Source organism: Nocardioides sp. (assembly GCF_030019515.1).
Lineage (GTDB): Bacteria > Actinomycetota > Actinomycetes > Propionibacteriales > Nocardioidaceae > Nocardioides.
This window is the reverse complement of record NZ_JASEEQ010000005.1, coordinates 255,277-276,499: the sequence shown is the minus strand read 5'-3', so window position 1 is coordinate 276,499 and position 21,223 is coordinate 255,277. Positions and strand designations below refer to the sequence as shown.

Genomic DNA, 21,223 nt, shown 5'->3' with positions numbered 1-21,223 from the left:
CGCCTCGACCGCGTAGTCACGGAAGTCGGGCATCCGCAGCGGCGTGAGCAGCAGCCCGCCGTTGGCGTGCGGGGACGCGCTCATCCGCAGCTCACCGCCGGGGTGCAGGGCGGCGATGTCCGGCGCGGGTGCGCCCGCCTCGTCGAAGAGCTCCTCGGGCCGGTAGCTGAGCATCCACTCCTCGAGCACCGCACGGTGCCCGTCGTCGCTGCGGGCGTTGGCGAACGGGACCTGGTGCGAGCGCCAGAAGCCCTCGACGCGCTTGCCGTCGACCTCCTTCGGCCCGGTCCACCCCTTGGGGGAGCGCAGCACGATCATCGGCCAGGGCCGGCGCGAGACCGTCCCGGACGAGCCGCGTGCCTCGGCCTGGATCTCCGCGATCTCCTCGAGGCAGCGGTCCACGGCGCCGGCGAAGTCCACGTGCATCTGGGCGGGGTCCGAGCCCGAGACGACGTACGGCGTGTGCCCGTAGCCGCGCAGCAGCGAGACCAGCTCCTCCTCGGGGATCCTGGCCAGCACGGTCGGGTTGGCGATCTTGTAGCCGTTGAGGTGCAGGATCGGCAGCACGGCGCCGTCGCGACGCGGGTCCAGGAACTTGTTGGAGTGCCAGCTGGTCGCGAGCGGGCCGGTCTCGGCCTCGCCGTCCCCGACGACGGCCGCGACGACGAGGTCGGGGTTGTCGAACGCGGCGCCGTACGCGTGCGAGAGCGCGTAGCCGAGCTCGCCGCCCTCGTGGATCGAGCCCGGCGTCTCCGGGGCCACGTGGCTGGGGATGCCGCCCGGGAAGGAGAACTGCTTGAACAGCCGCTGCATCCCGGCCGCGTCCTGGGTGATGTCCGGGTAGACCTCGGAGTAGGTCCCCTCGAGGTAGGACGACGCGACCAGGCCCGGACCGCCGTGGCCGGGGCCGGTGACGAAGATCATCTGCTGCTCGCGCGCCATGATCGCGCGGTTGAGGTGCGCGTAGACGAAGTTCAGGCCCGGGGTCGTGCCCCAGTGCCCGAGCAGCCGCGGCTTGACGTGCTCGGCGAGCAGCGGCTCGCGCAGCAGTGGGTTGCCCATCAGGTAGATCTGCCCGACCGACAGGTAGTTGGCGGCGCGCCACCAGCGGTCGAGGGTGCCGAGCGTTGCGTCCATGGCCTCACGGTTCCGGGGCGCTAGACCGGGCGCAAGGGCAATCGGGCCCTGTTTCGGCGTGGGTTAGCGTGAAGGTCGACCAAGGAGGACCCATGAGCAGTCACAGCGAGGGCGAGTCCGAGATCTACGGCGACTACAGCGTCGACGACGAGGACCAGCCCGGGAACATCGACGACCTGGGCGACGGCGACGTCGAGGACGAGCTCGACCGGGGCTACTCCCCGCCCGAGCAGTACTCCGCCGGCCAGCGCTACGGCAACACGCCCTGGGAGGAGGAGCACCGGGAGACCATCGACCAGCGGGTCCGCCAGGAGGTCCCCGACGAGGACCCGTACGCCGACGCCGGTGACGACGAGCTCCTCGACGACGGCGAGGTCGGGCGGGACCGCGCCGGGCGGCTCGTCGACCCCGACCAGGGGCTCGGCGAGGACACCGAGAAGGACCTGGTCGGCCAGGACGTCGGCATCGACGGCGCGGCCGCGTCGGCCGAGGAGGCCGCCGTCCACATCGTCGAGGACGTCCCCGAGGAGTGAGAGCCGGCGCAGCGGGGTACGAGTGGGTCTCACCAAGAGGGAGGAACACTCATGGCATTCCTGCTGTGGATCCTGGCCGTCATCCTTGTGATCGCCGGCATTTTCCAGCTCTTCAAGGGCCAGCTGCTCTGGGGCATCGTGCTGATCATCGTGGGCCTGCTCGTCGGCCCCGGTGGGGTGAGCCTCTTCACATAGAGCGGAACCGCTCAGCAGCGACCCGCAGGTCGGCGACGAGATCCTCGTACGCCGACCTGCGGTCGTCTGCGCGCAGCACGGCCGCTGCTCGGGCATGACCGGCCGGTAGCCCGGGAACCGGAGCGGCATGACCGACATCGCCCTGCGCGCCCTCGTGCTCGTCTGCACGCTCAAGCCGTCCCCCGCCGAGTCCAGCTCCCAGCTCCTCGGCGAGCGGGTGCTGCGCGAGATGGAGCAGCACGGCGTGACCGGCGAGGTGGTCCGGGTGGTCGACCACGACGTCCGGTTCGGCGTCAGCGCCGACGAGGGGGACGGCGACGCCTGGCCGGAGATCCGGGCCAAGATGCTGGTCAGCGACATCCTGGTGATCGCCACCCCGATCTGGATGGGGCAGCCGTCCTCGGTCTGCAAGATGACCCTGGAGCGGCTCGACGCCGAGCTCAGCGAGACCGACGACGAGGGCCGGATGCTCACCGAGGGCAAGGTCGGGGTCGTCGCCGTCGTCGGCAACGAGGACGGTGCCCACCACGTCGTGGCCGAGGTGCTCCAGGCGCTCAACGACACCGGCTTCACCGTCGCGGCGAGCGCCGGGACCTACTGGGTCGGCGAGGCGATGCAGAGCACCGACTACAACGAGCTCGACCCGACCCCGGAGAAGACGGCCTCGACCACCGAGGCGGCCGCGCGGCACGCCGCCCACCTGGCCCGGCTGCTCAAGGACGCGCCGTACCCCGGTCCGCAGTAGACCAGAACGCGTTCTAGTTCGTGGCTAGGCTGAGCGCGTGCGCTTCTCGATCAGTACGGCGTTCCAGCCGGTCGACCACCTGCTCCCCCTCGCCCGCGCGGCGGACGAGCTCGGCTACCACTCGATGGCGGTGCCCGACCACGTGGTCGACCTCGAGGAGCTGGCCACGCCGTACCCGTACACCGCCGACGGCGCCCGCCGCTGGGACTCCTCGGCGGCCTGGCCCGACCCGTGGGTGCTGATCGGGTCGCTGGCCGCGGTCACGACCCGGCTGCGGTTCTTCACCTCGGTCTACGTGCCGGCGATCCGGAGCCCGTTCCAGGTGGCGAAGAGCGTGGGGACGGCCGCCGTGCTCTCCGGCAACCGGGTCAGCCTCGGCGTCGGGATCGGCTGGTGCCGGGAGGAGTTCGAGCTGCTCGGCCAGGACTTCGGCACCCGGGGTCGCCGTACCGACGAGGCGCTCGCGCTGATGGCCGCGCTCTGGACGCCGGGCTGGACCGAGTTCGACGGCGAGTTCTACTCGGCGCCCCGGCTGATGATGGAGCCGACGCCCACCGAGCCGATCCCGGTGCTGGTCGGCGGCCTGTCCGAGGTCGCGTTCCGGCGCGCGGCCCGCCACGACGGCTGGGTCGGCGACATCTACCCCGTCGACGAGGCGATCGCGCTGGCCGGGCGGCTCGCGGAGGTGCGCCGCGAGGCCGGCGCCGACGGCGACTTCACCGTGGTGGCCGCGCTCAGCGACGCGCTCCTGCCCGAGGACTTCGCGCGCGCCGAGGCCGGCGGGATCACCGACTGCTGGACGATGCCGTGGGCCTACTACCACGGGCTGGACGCGACGCTGGAGCAGAAGGTCGACGCGCTGGAGCGCTTCGCGCGGGAGGTGCTCGCGCCGGTCAACGGCTGAGTCGGCCGCTGGGCTCGCATGGGGCCCGCCGGCGTCGGGTACCTCGTCGGGGTCCGGTACAACCCGACCGAAGGAGGAGTCCGTGCCCAGCAAGTCGGCGAACGTGAAGAACGAGAAGCAGTACGAGGCCCTCAAGGACAAGGGCATGTCGAAGGAGCGGGCGGCCAAGATCGCCAACGCGAAGGACTCCTCCAAGCACGGCGGCGAGCAGTCCGGGAAGGGCGGCGACAGCAAGCAGGGCGGCACCACCGCCCAGAAGAAGGAGGCCGGGCGCAAGGGCGGCAAGGCGACGGCGAAGAAGCACTGACGAACCGGCTCGGGCCTACGAGGCCGAGGTCCTCCCGGCACTGCGGCGCTCGGCGACGTAGGCGAGCCGCCGCAGGCTCTCGGAGTTGCGCCAGGTCAGCTGGAGGTCGCGGACCGGCTTCGGCACGAGCAGTGCGGGACCGCTGATCGCGTCCTCCTCGATGCTGACGTCGGTCTCGACCCCGACCGCATCCAGCCGGATCGTCACCTTCGCGGCGCCGGTCGGCCACGCCCGGGCGTGCAGCACCAGCGTCGAGCCCGGGGTGGACTCGACCACCTCGGTGGTGTCGTCGAGCAGCGCCGGCCAGGTGCCGACCGAGTGGTGGAGCTGGGAGCCGACCGCCGGCCACGAGTCGTCGACCTCGCGCATCCGGGAGGCGCCCACGACCCACAGCGGGTAGAGCCAGCCGTCGGCCAGCACGTCCCAGACCTGCTCGGGGGTGGCCTTGAACCTGCGGGTGTTGGTCGCCATGGCGGCGCTGTACCCACTTCCGGAAATGGAAGAACCGCCGGGGTCTCGGGTCCCCAGCGGTTCGTTGAAAACTCTACTCACTCCGAGCGGTCGCTGTCAGGAGGACGGCCCGCCGATTCGGTGAGACGTCCGTCACGCCCGATCTGCCCGACAGGTGGACGCGACCGGCGGGCCGGCCCACCGCTGCCTACGCTCGCTACCGCGCACGTCGGCCGCGATCCCCCAGGAGCAGAGATGACCTACCGACCGGAGACCCTCGCCGTCCACGCGGGCCAGGAGGAGCACGACCCGGCCACCAACAGCCGGGCGGTCCCGATCTACCAGACCACGTCCTACGTCTTCAACGACACCGAGCACGCGGCGAACCTGTTCAGCCTCGCCGAGCCCGGCAACATCTACACCCGGATCATGAACCCGACCCAGGACGTCTTCGAGCAGCGGATGACCCAGCTCGAGGGCGGCGTCGGGGCGCTGGCCGTGGCCAGCGGCTCGACCGCGACGACGTACGCCGTGCTCAACCTGACCTACGCCGGCGACAACATCGTGGCGATGTCGACGCTGTACGGCGGCACCTACGCGCTGTTCGCCCACACGCTGCCCCAGTTCGGCATCGAGGTGCGGTTCGTCGACCCCGAGCGGCCGGAGGACCTCGCGTCGGTCGTCGACGACAAGACCCGCCTCGTGTTCGGCGAGACCGTCGGCAACCCCAAGATCAACGTCGTGGACATCCCGGCGTGGGCCGAGGCCGCCCATGCGCTGGGTCTCCCGCTGATCATGGACAACACCGCGCCGACGCCGTACCTCGTGAAGGCCTTCGACCAGGGCGCGGACGTCGTCGTGCACGCGGCGACGAAGTACATCGGCGGCCACGGCACCTCGATCGGCGGCATCATCGTCGACTCCGGGAAGTTCGACTGGGCGGCCCACGCCGACCGGTTCCCGGGGCTGACCAAGCCGGACCCGGCCTACCACGGCGCGGTCTGGACGGAGGCGGCCGGCCCGGCGGCGTACATCATCCGGGCCCGTACCGTGCTGCTGCGCAACACCGGCGGGGCCACCACCCCGATGAACTCCTGGCTGTTCCTCCAGGGCCTCGAGACGCTGCACCTGCGCATGGAGCGGCACAGCGAGAACGCGCTGAAGGTCGCGGAGTTCCTGCAGGCGCACAAGGGGGTGTCCTGGGTGAGCTACCCCGGCCTGGCGGACAGCCCGCACAAGGCGGTCTTCGACCGGATCGGCACCGGCAAGGGGTACGGCGGCCTGCTGAGCTTCGGCCTGAAGTCCGGACGCGAGGGCGGCAAGCGGTTCATCGAGGCGCTGGGACTCTTCAGCCACCTGGCCAACATCGGCGACGCGAAGTCGCTCGCGATCCACAACGCCACCACCACGCACAGCCAGCTGACCCCCGACGAGCTCGAGGCGGCCGGCGTGCCCGAGGACATGGTGCGGCTCTCGATCGGCATCGAGAACGTCGAGGACATCATCGCCGACCTGGACCAGGCGCTCGCGGCCAGCAAGTGATCCCATGACCGGCTCGCTCGGCCACGTCGAGACGCAGCGGGTCGTCCTCGCCAGTCCGGACGACCCGCTGCGCCTGCGCGGCGGCGGCCGCCTCGACCACGTCGAGGTCGCCTACGAGACCTACGGCGAGCTGTCGCCGGCTCGCGACAACGCCGTCTTCATCTGCCACGCCCTCACCGGCGACGCCCACGCCGCCGGGCTGCACGTCGGCTCGAAGAAGCGCGGCTGGTGGGACAACCTGATCGGCCCCGGCAAGCCGGTCGACACCGACCAGTTCTTCGTCATCTCGGCCAACCTGCTGGGCGGGTGCTCGGGCACCACCGGGCCGCTGTCGACCGATCCGGCCACCGGCGCGCCGTACTGCCTGGGCTTCCCGATGCTGCACATGAGCGACCTCGTCGCGGTGCACCGGCGGCTGGTCGCGCACCTCGGGATCGAGCGCCTCCACGCGGCGGTCGGCGGGTCGCTCGGCGGCATGCAGGTCCTGCAGTGGGTGATCGACGGCCCCGGCGCGCTCGACCGGGCGGTGCTGGTGGCCGCGTCCTCGCGACTGTCCGCGGAGAACATCGCGTTCTCCGCGATCGGCCGCGAGGCGATCATGTCCGACCCCGACTTCTGCAACGGGCGGTACGTCGAGCAGGGCGTCTTCCCCTGGCGCGGCCAGAAGGTCGCCCGGATGATGGCGCACGTCACCTACGTCTCGGCCCAGTCGCTGGAGACGAAGTTCGGCCACCGCCGGAGGTCTCGCGGCGACGCCTGGACGCTGGCCCCCGACTACGAGGTGGAGCACTACCTGCAGCACCAGGGACAGGTGTTCCTGGACCGGTTCGACGCCCTGTCCTACCTCTACCTGACTCGGCTGCTCGACTACTTCGACCCGTTCGCCGACCCGGGGACGGCCGAGGCGCTGCGGAGCACCGCGACCCGGTTCCAGCTGACCTCGTTCGACTCCGACTGGCGCTTCGACTCGACCCAGTCCGCGCGGATGGCCGCTCAGCTCGAGGAGCTCGGGGTGGCGGTGGACTGGGCGGAGCTGGCCTCGCCGCACGGCCACGACTCGTTCCTCCTGCAACCGCAGGGGTACCACGAGCGGATCGCGGAGTTCCTCGGCTGAGGGGCGACCGGTCAGATCACTCCCACTCGATGGTGCCGGGGGGCTTCGAGGTGATGTCGACGGTGACCCGGTTGATCTCGCGCACCTCGTTGGTGATCCGCGTGGAGATCCGCTCGAGGACGTCGTACGGCAGCCGGGCCCAGTCGGCGGTCATCGCGTCCTCGGAGGTGACCGGGCGCAGCACGACCGGGTGCCCGTAGGTGCGCTGGTCGCCCTGGACGCCGACGGAGCGGACGTCGGCGAGCAGGACCACGGGGAACTGCCAGATGTCGCGGTCCAGGCCGGCCCGGGTCAGCTCCTCCCGGGCGATGGCGTCGGCCTCGCGGAGGATGTCGAGGCGTTCGCGGGTGACCTCGCCGATGATCCGGATGCCGAGTCCCGGGCCCGGGAACGGCTGGCGCCAGACGATCTCGGCCGGCAGGCCGAGCTGCTCGCCGACCAGGCGCACCTCGTCCTTGAACAGGGTGCGCAGCGGCTCGACCAGCTCGAACTCGAGGTCGTCGGGCAGCCCACCGACGTTGTGGTGGGACTTGATGTTGGAGGTCCCGGCTCCCCCGCCGGACTCGACCACGTCGGGGTAGAGCGTGCCCTGGACGAGGAACGCGACCTTGTCGCCGTCGCCGCCGGCGACCGCCTCGCTGAGGATGTCCGCCTCGGCGGCCTCGAAGACGCGGATGAACTCGCGGCCGATGATCTTGCGCTTCTCCTCGGGGTCGGTGACCCCGGCGAGCGCGTCGAGGAACTGCTTCTCGGCGTCGACGACCTTGAGGTCGACGCCGGTCGCGCCCACGAAGTCGCGCTGCACCTGCTCGGTCTCGCCCTGGCGCATCAGCCCGTGGTCGACGTACACGCAGGTGAGCCGGTCGCCGATCGCCCGCTGCACGATCGCGGCCGCCACCGCGGAGTCGACGCCGCCGGACAGGCCGCAGATCGCCTGGCCGCGGTCGCCGATCTGGGCACGGATCGCCTCGATCTGCTCCTCGACGATGTTGACCATCGTCCAGGTCTGGCGGCAGTGCGCGATCTGGACCAGGAAGTGCTCGAGCACCTTCTGGCCGTGCTCGGTGTGCAGCACCTCGGGGTGCCACTGGACGCCGGCCAGGCCGCGGTCGACGTCCTCGAACGCGGCCACCGGGGTCGTGGCCGTGGAGGCGAGCACCTCGAAGCCGCTCGGCGCGGCCGCCACCGAGTCGCCGTGGGACATCCAGACGGTGTGGTGCGCGGGGATCTCGGCCAGCAGGGTGCCGGGCCGGCCGACCGTGACCGCCGTACGCCCGTATTCGCGGGCACCGGTGTGGGCCACCTCGCCGCCGAGGCCCTGGGCCATCAGCTGGAAGCCGTAGCACATGCCGAACACCGGCGTCCCGGCGGTGAAGATCGCGGGGTCGATCGAGGGTGCCCCCGGCTCGTAGACCGAGGACGGCCCGCCGGAGAGGATGATCGCCTTCGGCTCCCGGGCCAGCATCTCGGCCACCGGGGTGGTGTGCGGCACGATCTCGGAGTAGACCCGCGCCTCGCGCACCCGGCGGGCGATCAGCTGCGCGTACTGCGCCCCGAAGTCGACCACCAGGACCAGATCGTGCTCCGCCGCCGGATTCATGCCCCGCATCGTATCGGCCGCATCCGGCTGCCCCACGGCTCGCGTCGCACCTGACACAACTGCTGTCGATCCGGTGGCAGGACGACAGATCCGTCAGGTGCGCGAGAGCCGGGGGCGGATCAGGAGGCCTGCCGGCGCAGCCATACGGCCCGGGCGGCGGCGTCGAGCACGCGACGGCGAGCCACCGTCGAGGTGTCGACCCACCAGTCGGGCTGGTCCACCGTCCAGGAGCGAGGCGTGCCGCGCCGCTGCGCGGCCCGGTGGTAGGCACCCTGCAACCGGGCGAGGAACGACGTGAGGTCGCGGCCGTCGGCCGACATCATCGTCACGAGCTCGATGCCCAGGTCGCGATACAGCGCGTCTCGGTCGAGGTCGCGGCGCCGCGGCCCGTCGCCGAGGTGGACGACGCCGTCGTACTCGCCGCCGACCCCGTGCTCGACGTCGAGCAGGTCAGGGGTCAGTAGGTGCCGGCCGTCGTGGTCGAAGATCGGTGCGTTGCACAGGAGTCGTGCCTGGGGCAGCGCCCGCCGCCAGTGGATCCGCATGGTCGGCTCCTGCGGGGACCAGGAGTTCTCGTCCGCCCACTCGATGGCCGCCCGCAGCCTCCTGACCCCCGGGCGGCCGGCGAGCCGACCGGCGTAGACGCGCATCGACTCGACGTCCACCAGGTCGTCCGCCGCGGCCATGTCGATCGCCCGGACGGCCCCGATCAGGGACTCCGCACGCAGCATCTCGTAGGCGACCGACCGCTCGGCCACCGTGAGCGGCAGGCCGTCGAGCTCCACGACATCGTCGGCGAACAGCCAGTCCTCGGAGAGGACGACGCCCGCACGCGGCCGCACGGCCCGTCGGTCCCCGAGCGCGACCGGCACCGGCAGCGGGGTGACCCCGTCCGCCGCCAGTCCACTGAACCACCGACCCCGCCCCCAATGCAGCGCGGCCCAGCCCGTGGCCGCGACCGGACCGGACGTGCCGAGGACGGCCTCCACGATCCGCTGCTCGAGGTCGCCGGGATCGACCGACGCCGGGACGTACCGCCCAGATCCGACCCGCCGCCAACCGGGGCCACGGGCCTGACCCGGCGTCGGCCCGGTCACCCCTGTCGGGTCCAGCCGCACCGGCATCACGATGCCGGGGCGTTCGATGCGGGTGGTCATCGGCCGAGCATCCCTCGTGAGCGCCCCCGTCCGCCGGCGTCATCCACAGGCCCCACGGGGTGGTCGCCACGCCCCTGACAGATCTGTCGGGAATCCGGCCGGACGGGAGCAGATGCGTCAGGTGCGCGCCGGACACAACGGTGCGGGCGCGGGCCCACTCGACCTCCTCGCTGCGTCTTCGTCTCGGAAAACGCATCAGGGCCCGGCCGGGGAGGGAGGGATGGCCGGGCCCTGACCGTCCATGCATCTGCTGGACAGAGCCTGGACATGGGACCCGGCGGTGGGAGGGAGCGTATTTACCGGGTCCGCTGGCTCAACGACCCGTGTTGACCCGAGTCACGGGCCATTCTCAGGAATTTTCTGGAGTTTCCCGTCCGGTTCAGCTGACGCCGACGATCGGCAGCCGCAGCGCGCCGGGCGCCGCGTCCGGGACCGCCGGTGCGGCGGGGCGGACCGGGTCGATCCGGCGGTACGCCGAGCCCAGCTCGGGCCGCGGGTCGGCCTCGCCCTTGTTCGGCCAGAACGACATCGCGCGCTCCGCCTGGGCGGTGATCGTCAGCGACGGGTTCACGCCCAGGTTCGCCGAGATCGCCGAGCCGTCGGCGATGTGCAGGCCGGGGTACCCGTAGACCCGCTGGTAGGGGTCCACGACGCCGGTCTCCCGGGAGTCGCCGATCGGGCAGCCGCCCAGGAAGTGGGCGGTCAGCGGCTTGTTGAAGGCGTCGCCGACCGCGCTGCCGGGGAAGCCGCCGGTGATCCGGGCCATCGCCCGGATCGCCTCGTTGCCGGCCGGGATCCAGGTGGGGTTGGGCTCGCCGTGGCCCTGCTTGGAGGTCAGGTAGCGCCGGCGGGTGCCGGGGATGCGCTTGGTGTAGGTGGTGATCGAGTTGTCCACGCTCTGCATCACCAGCGCGATGATCGTGCGCTCGGACCAGTGCTTCATGTCGTAGAGGTTCGGCACCTGCTTGCGCTGGCGCCACACCTCGCGCAGCCAGGTCCGCCACCGCGGCTCGTCGCCGTCGCCGTCGGTGAGCACCGACTGGAGCAGCGACATCAGGTTGCTGCCCGGGCCGTAGCGCACCGGCTCGATGTGGGTGTTCGGGTCCGGGTGGAAGCTGCTGGTGATCGCGATGCCCTGGCTGTAGTCGACCGACAGGTCCGGGGCGACCACGCCGCCGATCGACTCCGAGTTGGTGCGCGCGAGCTCGCCGAGCCGGTCGGACAGGCGGGGCAGGTGCCCCTCGTCCTTCATCTTGTGCAGCAGCCGCTGGGTGCCGAGCGCGGAGGCGGAGAACACGACCTGCTCGGCGGTCAGCACCCGCCGCACCGAGCGCCGGTCGATCTTCGCCTTCGTGTAGCGGACGTGCACGTCGTACCCGCCGCCCTCCCGCGGACGCACCCGGGTGACGGTCGTCAGCGGCATCACCTTCGCGCCGTTGTGCTCGGCGAGGTAGAGGTAGTTCTTCACCAGCGTGTTCTTGGCGTTGTGCCGGCAGCCGGTCATGCAGGAGCCGCACGCGATGCAGGTACGGCGCTCCGGGCCGGCGCCGCCGAAGAACGGGTCGTCCACGGCCTGGCCCATGCCCGCGCCCGGGCCGCCGAAGAAGACGCCGACCGGGGTCGGGTGGAAGGTGTCGGCCACCCCCATCTCGGTCGCGACCTTCTCCATGATGTCGTCCGAGGGCGTGCGGAGCGGGTTCTCGACGACGCCGAGCATCCGCTTGGCCTGGTCGTAGTACGGCGCCAGCTCGGCGCGCCAGTCGGTGATGTGGCTCCACTGGCTGTCCGCGTAGAACGCCGGCAGCGGCTCGTAGAGCGTGTTCGCGTAGACCAGCGACCCGCCGCCGACGCCCGCGCCGGAGACGATCAGGCAGTCCTTGAGCGCGTCGATGCGCTGGATGCCGTAGCAGCCGATCTCGGGCCGGAAGAGGTACTTCGAGACCTCGAAGGAGGTCTCGGGCAGGTCCTGGTCCTCGAACCGCGCCCCGGCCTCGAGCACCCCGACCCGGTAGCCCTTCTCGGTCAGCCGCAACGCCGTGACCGAGCCGCCGAACCCGGAGCCGACGACGAGGACGTCGTAGTCGAAGCCCGGCCGGTCGTTGCGAGGGGTGCTCATGCGCGTCCCACCTTCTTCATCAGGCGCAGGTTGGCGTTCATGACCCTGGCGTACATCTGGTCGGACATGCCGTACTGCGGGGCGAACCGGATCAGTCGCTGGGTCGCGACCGCCTGGGTCTCGGTGAAGCGCCGGACGCCCATCGCGCCCTGGCGGCGGCCGGCACCGGACTCGCGCATGCCGCCCATCGGGGCGTCGATGCTCGCGAAGGTCGCGGCGAAGGCCTCGTTGACGTTGACGGTCCCGCACCGCAGGTGCCGGGCGATCGTCCGGGCCCGCGCGCCGTCCTGGCTGTAGACCGAGGCATTGAGGCCGTACTCGCCGGCGTTGGCCCGCGCGACCGCGTCGGCCTCGTCGTGGAACCGGTACAGCGACACGACCGGGCCGAACGTCTCCTTGCCGAAGCAGGTCATGTCGGGGCTGACGCCCTCGAGGATCGTGGGCTCGAAGAAGTACGGCCCGAGGTCGGGACGGGCGCGGCCGCCGACGAGCACCCGGGCGCCCTTGGCGACCGCGTCGTCGACGTGGGCGGTGACGGTGTCGAGCTGGGCCTGGGAGATCAGCGGGCCCATGTCGTTGCCCCAGTCCAGGGTCGCGCCGAGCGTCAGCGCCTGGGTGCGGGCCACGAAGCGGTCGACGAACCGGTCGTAGAGCTGGTCGGCGACGAAGATCCGCTCCATCGAGACGCACAGCTGGCCGGCGTTGGAGAACGAGGCGCGTACGGCGCCCTCCGCGGCCTTCTCGAGGTCGGCGTCGCGCAGCACCAGCAGCGGGTTCTTCCCGCCCAGCTCGAGCGAGCAGCCGATCAGCCGGTCGGCGCAGCCCTTGGCGATCGCCCGCCCGGTCGCGGTCGAGCCGGTGAAGCAGACGTAGTCGGCCCGCTCGACGATCGCGCCGCCGATCTCCGCGCCCGGGCCGGCGACGACCTGCCACAGGTCACGGGGCAGGCCGGCCTGCTCGAGCAGCCGGGCACCGAGCAGCGCGGAGAGCATCGTCTGCGAGTCCGGCTTGGCGACGACCCCGTTGCCGGCCATCAGCGCGGCGATGCCGTCGATCAGCGCCAGGTTGAACGGGTAGTTCCATGGCGAGATGATCCCGACCACGCCGACCGGGTTGTGGTTGACCTCGACCCGGGTCAGGCCGGGCACGACGCCCAGCTTGCGCTCGGTACCGAGGTGGCGCTTGGCGGTGCGCGCGTAGTAGCGCGCGGTCAGCGCGACGTGCAGCGGCTCGTCGAAGGCGTGCTTGCGGGCCTTGCCGCTCTCCCAGACGATCAGGTCGATGATCTCGTCCTGGTGGTCGAGCACCAGGTCGTGCAGCCGCAGCAGGATCGCCGAGCGCTCCGCGAGCGGAGTGCGGCCCCACGCGACCTGGGCCCGGCGGGCCCGCTCGAAGGCGGTGGCGACGTCGGCGACGGTCGACTGCGGGACGTGCCCGAGCGGGGCGTCGTTGAGCGGGGACCGGACCTGGACCGAGCGGCCCGAGGTGGCCACCAGCCGCCGGGTCAGCGCGTCGGCGTACTCCGGCTCGAGGGCGTACGCCGCCGTCGGGTCGTGCTCGGGGTCGAAGGGGCCTTCGACGACCGGGCCGCCGGCGGGAGTGGGGCTCTGGGCGCTCATAGGGCCGAGGGTATGTGACGCGCGTCTCGGAAACTACCCTTCGGTAGCCTCGTGTGCGCTTTTACACATGACGTCCGGATGTCAAGACGCCCGCGGGCCGCGGCTACGGCAGGTAGATCGTCTTCAGCTCGGTGTACTGGGCCAGCCCCTCCGGGCCGAACTCGCGGCCGATGCCGGAGGACTTGTAGCCGCCGAACGGGGCCGCGAAGTCCATCGTGTAGGTGTTCACGCCATAGGTGCCGGTGCGCACCCGCCGGGCCACGTCGAGGCCGCCCTCGACGTCACCGGTCCACACCGTGCCCGCCAGCCCGTAGTCGGAGTCGTTGGCGATCCGGACCGCGTCGTCGACGTCGTCGAAGGGGATCACCGAGAGCACCGGGCCGAAGATCTCCTCCTGCGCGATCCGCATCCGGTTGTCGACGTCGGCGAAGACCGTCGGGCGGACGTACCAGCCCGAGTCCAGCCCGTCGGGCCGGCCGTTGCCGCCGACGACCACGCGGGCGCCCTCCTCCTGGCCCAGGGCGATGTACTTCTCGACCCGCTCCTGCTGGCGCTGGGCCACCAGCGGGCCGATCTCGGTGGCCGGGTCCATCGGGTCGCCGACCTGCATCCCGGACACGGTCGCGGCCAGGGCGTCGACGACCTCGTCGTACCGGCTCCGGGAGGCGAGGATCCGGGTCTGCGCGACGCAGGCCTGCCCGGAGTTCATCAGCGCGGTGAACTTCAGGCCGTCCATCGTGGCGGCCAGGTCGGCGTCGTCGAGCACGATCGCCGCCGACTTGCCGCCGAGCTCGAGCGAGACCCGCTTGAGCTGCTCGCCGCAGACGGCCGCGATCCGGCGCCCCGCGGCGGTCGAGCCGGTGAACGCGACCTTGTCGACGCCCGGGTGGGCGACCAGGTGCTCGCCGACCTCGCGGCCGGCGGCGACGATGTTCACCACCCCGGCCGGTACGCCGGCCTCCGCGAGCAGCTCGGCCATCAGGTAGGTGTCCAGCGGGGTCTCGGGCGCGGGCTTGACCACCACCGTGCAGCCGGCGAGCAGCGCCGGGACCACCTTCGACATCGTCGTGAACTGCGGGACGTTCCACGGCGGGATCGCGGCGACGACGCCGACCGGCTCGCGCCGCACGATCACGTCGGTGCCGAGCGCGCCGGGCCGCGCCTCCTCCCACGGGAACGCCCGGGCGACCGCGAGGAACGACTCGATCTGCATCCACGGCGCCGGGGACTGCGCGAGGTTCGAGAAGGACGTGGGCGAGCCCATCTCGATCGTGATCAGCTCGGCCATCTCGGCGAGCCGGCCGGCGTAGGCGTTCGAGAACGCCTGGACCACCTCGATCCGCTCCTCGGGCGTCATCCGCGGCCACGGGCCCTCGTCGAACGCGCGGCGGGCGGCCGCGACCGCGGCGTCGATGTCGGCGGCACTCCCCTCGGGCACGGTCGCGACCACCTGCTCGGTGTGCGGCGAGACCACCTCGAGCGTGGCCGAGGTCGCCGGGGCGGCCCAGCCGCCGTCGATGAAGAACGCGGAGCGGTCGAGGGTCATGGTTGCGGTTTCCTCTCGGGTGCGGGGGTCTCGACAGGCTCGACCACCGGCGCGGCTAGGGGGCGAGGGCGAAGAAGTCGGCGAACCCGGACGGGTCGTGCCGGCCGATGCAGAAGTGCTCGAAGAGGCCGAAGCCCTCCTGGCCGTCGACGCCTCCGGTGCTGCACAGGGCCCGGCCGACGTGGTCGACGCAGCCGAACATGAACCGGCCCTGGACCGCCGGGTCGTCCATCGCGTAGGTGACCCGCTCGGCGAAGCCCGCGCCCTTCCAGGTGCCGTGGATCCAGTCCGGGTCGCCGCCGTAGCCGCCGCCGACGTGGAGGGGTACGGCGAGCCGCGACTCGACCTCGAGCACGAGCGGCTTGCCCTCGGGCGTCGTGCAGCGGATCGTCGCGCCGGTCGGCGTACGCGTGCCGGAGGCGTAGTGGACGTCGATCAGCGGCCAGCCGAGCTGCTCGATCCGGCCGTCGCGCCACACCCGGGTGCAGTCGTTGAGCGTGCGGAACCCGTCGGGGTCCTCCTGGATGATGATCACGACCGCGTAGTCCTCGAACTGCAGCGGGACGTAGAGCCACCATATGCCCTCGAACGGCGGGTCGCTCGGGGCGCCCGGGGGCTCGGCCTCGCCGACCGGGCGGATCCCCCAGGAGCGGTCCCGGCTCCCGAGCCAGGTCGCGGGGTCGACGGTGATCTCCTCGCCGTCGATCGCGATGGTGCCGCGCCAGCTGCCGAGCTGGGCGAACCGCTGGGCGTCGAGCGTGACCCGGCTGCCGGAGCGCAGCACGTGCGGCTGCTCCTGCACGACGTCGCAGGTGCCCTCCCAGGTGAGGTCGAGCGCGAGGCCCTCGGTCTCCTCGAGGACCACGCGGATCTTCTGGAGCGGCTCCGGGACCTCGACGCGGTAGCGGCCGACATGGGGGTTGAGCCGGTCCTGGTCGATCAGGTCGGAGAGGTGCACGGCGGTCTGCCTGCCGTCGCGAGCGACCAGGACGAAGGCGTCCTTGGTGCCGAGGTTCGGGTAGTAGCCCAGGCCGGTGACCACCATGATGTCGCCGGTGCGGTCGTGGGCGTTGAAGTACCAGCGGTCGTAGAAGTTGCGGTCGCTGCTGCTCGCCCAGGCCAGCGGCAGCGGCGCCTGGTGGAGCGGGAACTCGTCGAGGGGTCCGATGCCGCCGTTCATCCGGGGTCCCCGACGAGATGTGCGCGGAGGGAGCGCAGCGAGCGGAGCGTGCATCTCGGTGGGGTGGTCATGCGCCCGCCTCCTCGAGGAGCCGCTCCATCAGCGGCTTGTGGTGGAACAGCGACTCGAGGTCGTCGGGGCGCTCGATCTCGCCGAAGTGGATCTGCCGGGCGCCGGTGCGCATGAAGACGATGCACCACTGGACCGCGTTGTAGACGTGGTACCAGTGCAGGTCGCCGACCTCGACGCCGGCGAGCTCGGCGTACGTCGCCACCACGTCCTCCTCGCGCAGGAAGTGCGGCATGCCGGGGAGCTCGAGCATCCCGGTGATCGTCTCGAACACCTGGTGGGCGAACACGATCCACGAGAGGTCGAGCTCGCGCGGCCCGAGCGCGGCCATCTCCCAGTCGAGGACGCCGACCGGCTCGAAGTCGCGGTAGAGCACGTTGCCGATGCGGGAGTCGCCCCAGCACAGGACGGCCTCGTCGGTGGCCGGGAGGTTGGCCTCGAGCCAGTCGAGGCCGCGCTCGACCAGCGGGGAGCGGCCGATGTCGGTGACCGCGAAGTCGTACCAGGCGCGGGTCCGCGCGAGGTTGCGGGCCAGCGGGGTCTCGCCCGGGTGAGCGGGGTCGAGGAACGAGAACGTCGTGGCCGCGTCGGGAATCGCGTGCAGGCGGGCGATCACGTCCACCGTGGCGTCCTGGAGCCGGCGCTGGTGCTCGTGCGGGGCGTCGTGCAGCCAGTTGTCGCCGAAGTTGTAGGGCAGCACGTCCTGCGGGACCACGCCCTCGATCCGGTCCATGAGGAAGAACGGCGTGCCGAGCACCTCCCCGGTCGGCTCCATCCAGCGCACCTGCGGGACGGGGACGTCGGTGGTCTCGCCGACGATCCGGATCGCGTCGTACTGCTCCTGCAGGGCATAGCTCGGGAACACCGGGAGGTCGTCGGCCGAGGGCGCGACCCGCGCGACGTACTCCCCCAGCCGCCGCTCGCCGGCCTCGGTCCAGGCCACGTCGAGGAGCAGCGTCTCCGAGGACATCCCGTTGGCGTCCACGCCGCTGTGCAGCGTCACCATCGGCTCGGCGCCCTCCGGCAGCACCGCCGCCAGCCACCCGGCCAGCCGGGTCGGCACGGTGCTCGCGTCCCTGCTCGAGCGCTGCATCCTCAGGTCGGCCGGCGGCGGTGCCTGGGTCACGTTCCCCTCCCGGCGGATCGCTGTGACATGGGTCTCAGCATCGGTGGAACGTGTTCTAGTTGTCAATGGCGGCCGGCGGGCTTGCGCAACCTCAGACGATGTCGGGGGCCGACACCCGGGCCTCGTCGGCCTCCTGGTCGGTGAGCATCAGCTGGCTCTGGCGCTCGGCCTCGACCCGGCGCCGGTAGTGGTCGATCTCGTCGGCGGTGCGCGCGGCGTCCCAGTCGAGCTCACCGGCCATCAGCCGCGCGACCTCGGAGGCCGCCCGGACGCCGCGGTCGAAGGTCTCGATCGAGATGCGGGTCCGGCGGGTCAGCACGTCGTCGAGGTGCCGGGCGCCCTCGTGGGTGACGGCGTAGACCACCTCGGCGGCGAGGTAGTCGTCCGCACCCTCCAGGGGCGACGCCAGCTCGGGCCGGGCGGCCACCAGCGCGAGCAGGTCGTCGACCAGGCCGCCGTAGCGGCCCAGCAGGTGGTCGATCCGGGCGACGTGCAGCCCCGAGCGGCGCGAGAGCAGCACCCGCTGGTTGGAGCGGGTCTCCCAGTCGGCGGCACCGACCAGCGGCACCCGGTCGGTGATCGAGTCCCGGACCGTGAGGCTCGCGGTGGTGCGCAAGGAGTGCGCGGCCGCGTCGATGGCGTCCTTGCCCATCACCCGGTAGGTCGTGAGCTTGCCGCCGGCGATCATCACCAGTCCGGGCACCGGCGTGACGACGGTGTGCTCGCGGGAGATCCGCGAGGTCGGCTCGGACTCCCCGGAGAGCAGCGGCCGGAGCCCGGCGTACACGCCCTGGACGTCGTCGTGGTCGAGCGGTTCGCGCAGGATCGCGTTGACGTGCTCGAGGACGTAGTCGATGTCGGCCCGCGACGCCGCCGGGTGCGCCTTGTCCAGGTCCCACGGCGTGTCGGTGGTCCCGATGATCCAGTGCCGGCCCCATGGGATCACGAACAGGACGGACGTCGCGGTGCGCACGATGAACCCGGCCTCCGAGCGGATCCGGTCGCGGGGCACCACCAGGTGGATGCCCTTGCTGGCCTGGACGTGCAGCGCGCCGCGGCCACCGACCATCTCCTGGATCTCGTCGGTCCACACCCCGGCGGCGTTGACGACCACCCGGGCCCGGACCTCGAGCTCCTCCTGGGTCTCCAGGTCGAGAGCGCGTACGCCGACCACGCGCTCGCCCTCGCGGAGGAACCCGGTCACCTTGACCCGGGTCGCCACGTGCGCGCCGTGGGTGGCGGCGGTGCGGGCGAGCGTGACCACCAGCCGGGCGTCGTCGACCTGGCAGTCCCAGTACTGGATGGCGCCGGCGATCGTCTCGTACCTGAAGTCCGGGGCGATCCGGGCGACCTGGCGACGGAGCAGGTGCTTGTGCCGGGGCAGCCCCATGCCGCCCTGGCTCCGCAGCGCCCCGATCGTCGCCATCCCGTCGTAGAGCGTCAGGCCCGCGGCGACGTACGGGCGCTCCCAGCCGCGGTGGGTCAGTGGATAGAGGAACGAGACCGGCCGGACCAGGTGCGGCGCCAGCCGGGTGAGCAGCAGGCCCCGCTCCTGGAGCGCCTCGCGGACCAGGCCGAAGTCGAGCATCTCCAGGTAGCGCAGGCCGCCGTGGATCAGCTTGCTGCTGCGGCTGCTGGTGCCGCTGGCCAGGTCGCGCTGCTCGAGCAGCCCGGTGCTCAGCCCTCGGGTCACGGCGTCCAGCGCGGTGCCGGCACCGGTCACGCCGCCGCCGACGACCAGCACGTCCAGCTCGGACCCGCCCCCGGTCGCCCGCATCGCGGCGAGCGCCTGGTCGCGGGCCTGCGGGCTGAGGGCACTGGGCTGGCTCATGTGCCCAGTCTCGCAAACGCCGAGCCGGCGATGTGCTCGACGGACCGGGCCGGAACGCTGGCCTGGTCGAGGTTGCTGACGATCAGGCCCGCACCCGCGGGCCCAGGTCGGCGCGGTGGTCACCGATCATCGTGTGCGTGGCCCGGGTCTGCGCGACCAGCGCCGCGTCGAGGTCGGCGATCGCCAGCCCCTCCTCGTCGGCGAGCCGCGCGAGCGGGCGCCCCTCGGGGTCGTAGACGGCCGAGCCGCCGATGAAGTCGAACCCGCCGCAGCGGCCGGTCAGCCCGGAGAGCACGACGTACATGCCGTTCTCGACGGCGCGGGCCGCGTAGTAGAGGTCGCGCCGGTGGGCGCCGCCGGGGAAGTACGCCGCGGAGCTCAGGTAGCCGACGGCGCCGTCGCGGGCCGCGGCCTGGGCGTGCTCGGGGAAGCAGCCGTCGTAGCAGACCGAGAGGCCGAGCTCGAGGCCGTCGACCTCGATCGAGGTGCCGTGGTCGCCGACGGTGAAGAAGGTCTTCTCGAGCCCGTCCAGGTGCTGCTTGTCGTACGGCGCGTCCGCGCGGCCGTCCGGCCGCACCACGATCTGCGAGAGCCGGCGCTCGGAGCCCCGCCGCAGGGCGGTGCCGACCACGACCGTGACGCCGGCGGCGGCCTCCGCGCGGAGCGGCTCCAGCCAGCCGGCGTCGAGCCCGTCGGCGTCCGGCAGCGGGCCGTCGAACGCGGCGACGTCGTACCCGGTCAGGAACGCCTCGGGGAGCACGAGCAGCCGGACGCCCTGGGTCGCGGCCAGCCGGGTGAGCCGGGCGGCGGTGCGCACGTTCGCGTCGAGGTCGCCGCCGACCGACGCCGCCTGCCCGGCCGCGACCCTCACGCCGGCCTCACTCGACGACGATCTCGACGCGCTGGAACTCCTTGAGCTCGGTGTAGCCGGTGGTCGCCATCGAGCGGCGCAGCGCACCCATCAGGTTCATGGTGCCGTCGGCGACCCGGGACGGGCCGAACAGGATCTCCTCGATCGTCCCGACCGTGTCGAACTGCACCCGCTGACCGCGGGGCAGGTCGTGGTGGTGGGCCTCGGTGCCCCAGTGGAAGCCGCGGCCGGGCGCGTCGGTGGCCCGCGCGAACGGCGAGCCGACCATCACGGCGTCGGCACCGCAGGCGATCGCCTTGGCGACGTCACCGGACTTGCCGATCGAGCCGTCGGCGATCACGTGCACGTAGCGGCCGCCGGACTCGTCGAGGTAGTCGCGGCGCGCTGCGGCGACGTCGGCGACCGCGGACGCCATGGGGACCGCGACGCCGAGCACGGTCCGCGTCGTGTGCGCCGCTCCCCCGCCGAAGCCGACCAGGACGCCGGCCGCGCCGGTGCGCATCAGGTGCAGCGCGGCCTGGTGGGTGGCGCAGCCGCCGACCACGACCGGCACATCGAGCTCGTAGATGAACTCCTTGAGGTTCAGCGGCTCCGCCTGGGAGGACACATGCTCGGCGGAGACCGTCGTACCCCTGATCACGAACACGTCGACGCCCGCGTCGACGACCGCCTTCGCGAACTCCTTGGTGCGCCCGGGCGAGAGCGAGCCGGCCACGGTGACCCCGGCGTCGCGGATCTCGCGCAGCCGCTCGGTGATCAGCTCGGCCTTGATCGGCTCGGTGTACATCTGCTGGAGCCGGCGGGTGCCCTCGCTGCCCCGGAGCGCGGCGACCTCCTCGAGCAGCGGGTCCGGGTCCTCGTAGCGGGCCCACAGGCCCTCGAGGTTGAGGACGCCGAGCCCGCCGAACCGCCCGAGCGCGATCGCCGTCGCCGGCGACATCACCGAGTCCATCGGCGCCGCGAGCACCGGGATGTCGAAGCGGTAGGCGTCGATCTGCCAGGCGGTGCTCACCTCCTCCGGGTCGCGGGTGCGCCGCGAGGGCACGATCGCGATGTCGTCGAAGGAGTAGGCGCGCCGGGCCCGCTTGGCCCGGCCGATCTCGATGTCGGTCACCGGCGAACTCTATCGAGGTCACCCGTCAATGGCCCGATCTGGCCGTTCTCAGGCCCGCGGCACCGGA

The 21,223-nt window shown here is 72.1% G+C and carries 19 protein-coding genes; 7 read left to right on the top strand and 12 right to left on the bottom strand.

Annotated elements, in window-relative coordinates:
* The coding region (locus QMC84_RS09875; RefSeq protein WP_300374364.1) for a phosphoketolase family protein at positions 1-1,137 on the bottom strand (1,137 nt) is incomplete at its 3' end.
* Positions 1,138-1,229: 92 nt separating this feature from the next.
* On the opposite strand from QMC84_RS09875, the gene QMC84_RS09870 reads away from it, so the two are divergent.
* The 5 genes from QMC84_RS09870 to QMC84_RS09850 all read left to right on the top strand — a co-directional run bounded on the left by QMC84_RS09870 (position 1,230) and on the right by QMC84_RS09850 (position 3,821).
* On the top strand, positions 1,230-1,670 hold the full coding sequence (locus QMC84_RS09870) for a DUF5709 domain-containing protein (RefSeq protein WP_300374362.1): 441 nt from the start codon (positions 1,230-1,232) through the stop codon (positions 1,668-1,670).
* Between the two features lie 51 nt (positions 1,671-1,721).
* Positions 1,722-1,865, top strand: coding sequence for a GPGG-motif small membrane protein (locus QMC84_RS09865; protein WP_300374360.1), 144 nt, complete (start codon positions 1,722-1,724; stop codon positions 1,863-1,865).
* A gap of 127 nt (positions 1,866-1,992) precedes the next feature.
* Complete coding sequence (locus QMC84_RS09860; protein ID WP_300374358.1) at positions 1,993-2,610, top strand: NAD(P)H-dependent oxidoreductase; 618 nt, start codon at positions 1,993-1,995, stop codon at positions 2,608-2,610.
* Positions 2,611-2,647: 37 nt separating this feature from the next.
* On the top strand, positions 2,648-3,514 hold the full coding sequence (locus QMC84_RS09855) for a TIGR03619 family F420-dependent LLM class oxidoreductase (RefSeq protein WP_300374356.1): 867 nt from the start codon (positions 2,648-2,650) through the stop codon (positions 3,512-3,514).
* Positions 3,515-3,596: 82 nt separating this feature from the next.
* On the top strand, positions 3,597-3,821 hold the full coding sequence (locus tag QMC84_RS09850; RefSeq protein ID WP_300374354.1) for a hypothetical protein: 225 nt from the start codon (positions 3,597-3,599) through the stop codon (positions 3,819-3,821).
* A gap of 15 nt (positions 3,822-3,836) precedes the next feature.
* Here QMC84_RS09850 and QMC84_RS09845 read toward each other — a convergent pair whose 3' ends face one another.
* Positions 3,837-4,292 carry an SRPBCC family protein gene (locus tag QMC84_RS09845; protein WP_300374352.1) on the bottom strand — a complete coding sequence of 152 codons (456 nt, stop codon included), beginning with the start codon at positions 4,290-4,292 and terminating at the stop codon, positions 3,837-3,839.
* 234 nt (positions 4,293-4,526) lie between these two features.
* On the opposite strand from QMC84_RS09845, the gene QMC84_RS09840 reads away from it, so the two are divergent.
* Positions 4,527-5,813: an O-acetylhomoserine aminocarboxypropyltransferase/cysteine synthase gene (locus QMC84_RS09840; RefSeq protein WP_300374350.1), complete on the top strand. Its 1,287-nt coding sequence runs from the start codon at positions 4,527-4,529 to the stop codon at positions 5,811-5,813.
* Between the two features lie 4 nt (positions 5,814-5,817).
* The gene (locus tag QMC84_RS09835) at positions 5,818-6,927 is read left to right on the top strand and encodes a homoserine O-acetyltransferase (protein ID WP_300374348.1); all 1,110 of its coding nucleotides are present in this window, start codon (positions 5,818-5,820) and stop codon (positions 6,925-6,927) included.
* Between the two features lie 16 nt (positions 6,928-6,943).
* Here the strand turns inward: QMC84_RS09835 and guaA are convergent, their stop codons facing one another.
* The 10 genes from guaA to QMC84_RS09785 form a co-directional block, all read right to left on the bottom strand.
* Positions 6,944-8,527, bottom strand: coding sequence for a glutamine-hydrolyzing GMP synthase (guaA, locus tag QMC84_RS09830; protein ID WP_300374346.1), 1,584 nt, complete (start codon positions 8,525-8,527; stop codon positions 6,944-6,946).
* Positions 8,528-8,646: 119 nt separating this feature from the next.
* Positions 8,647-9,684, bottom strand: a complete 1,038-nt coding sequence (locus tag QMC84_RS09825) for a hypothetical protein (protein WP_300374344.1) — start codon at positions 9,682-9,684, stop codon at positions 8,647-8,649.
* Positions 9,685-10,063: 379 nt separating this feature from the next.
* Positions 10,064-11,800: a GMC family oxidoreductase gene (locus QMC84_RS09820; protein ID WP_300374342.1), complete on the bottom strand. Its 1,737-nt coding sequence runs from the start codon at positions 11,798-11,800 to the stop codon at positions 10,064-10,066.
* Positions 11,797-13,419 (bottom strand): succinic semialdehyde dehydrogenase, encoded by a 1,623-nt coding sequence (locus tag QMC84_RS09815; protein ID WP_300374340.1) that lies wholly within the window; start codon positions 13,417-13,419, stop codon positions 11,797-11,799. The genes QMC84_RS09820 and QMC84_RS09815 overlap by 4 nt, the downstream gene beginning before the upstream one ends.
* A 103-nt stretch (positions 13,420-13,522) precedes the next feature.
* Positions 13,523-14,965, bottom strand: a complete 1,443-nt coding sequence (locus tag QMC84_RS09810) for an aldehyde dehydrogenase (protein ID WP_300374338.1) — start codon at positions 14,963-14,965, stop codon at positions 13,523-13,525.
* Between the two features lie 55 nt (positions 14,966-15,020).
* Positions 15,021-16,145, bottom strand: coding sequence for a hypothetical protein (locus QMC84_RS09805; protein WP_300374336.1), 1,125 nt, complete (start codon positions 16,143-16,145; stop codon positions 15,021-15,023).
* A gap of 67 nt (positions 16,146-16,212) precedes the next feature.
* Complete coding sequence (locus QMC84_RS09800) at positions 16,213-17,340, bottom strand: phosphotransferase family protein (protein ID WP_300374334.1); 1,128 nt, start codon at positions 17,338-17,340, stop codon at positions 16,213-16,215.
* Between the two features lie 91 nt (positions 17,341-17,431).
* Entirely contained in the window at positions 17,432-19,171 is a 1,740-nt protein-coding gene (locus QMC84_RS09795; RefSeq protein ID WP_300374332.1) for a glycerol-3-phosphate dehydrogenase/oxidase, read from the bottom strand.
* Positions 19,172-19,253: 82 nt separating this feature from the next.
* Positions 19,254-20,042 (bottom strand): carbon-nitrogen hydrolase family protein, encoded by a 789-nt coding sequence (locus QMC84_RS09790; protein WP_300374330.1) that lies wholly within the window; start codon positions 20,040-20,042, stop codon positions 19,254-19,256.
* Positions 20,043-20,049: 7 nt separating this feature from the next.
* Positions 20,050-21,156: a GuaB3 family IMP dehydrogenase-related protein gene (locus QMC84_RS09785; RefSeq protein ID WP_300374328.1), complete on the bottom strand. Its 1,107-nt coding sequence runs from the start codon at positions 21,154-21,156 to the stop codon at positions 20,050-20,052.
* Positions 21,157-21,223 lie beyond the last annotated feature (67 nt).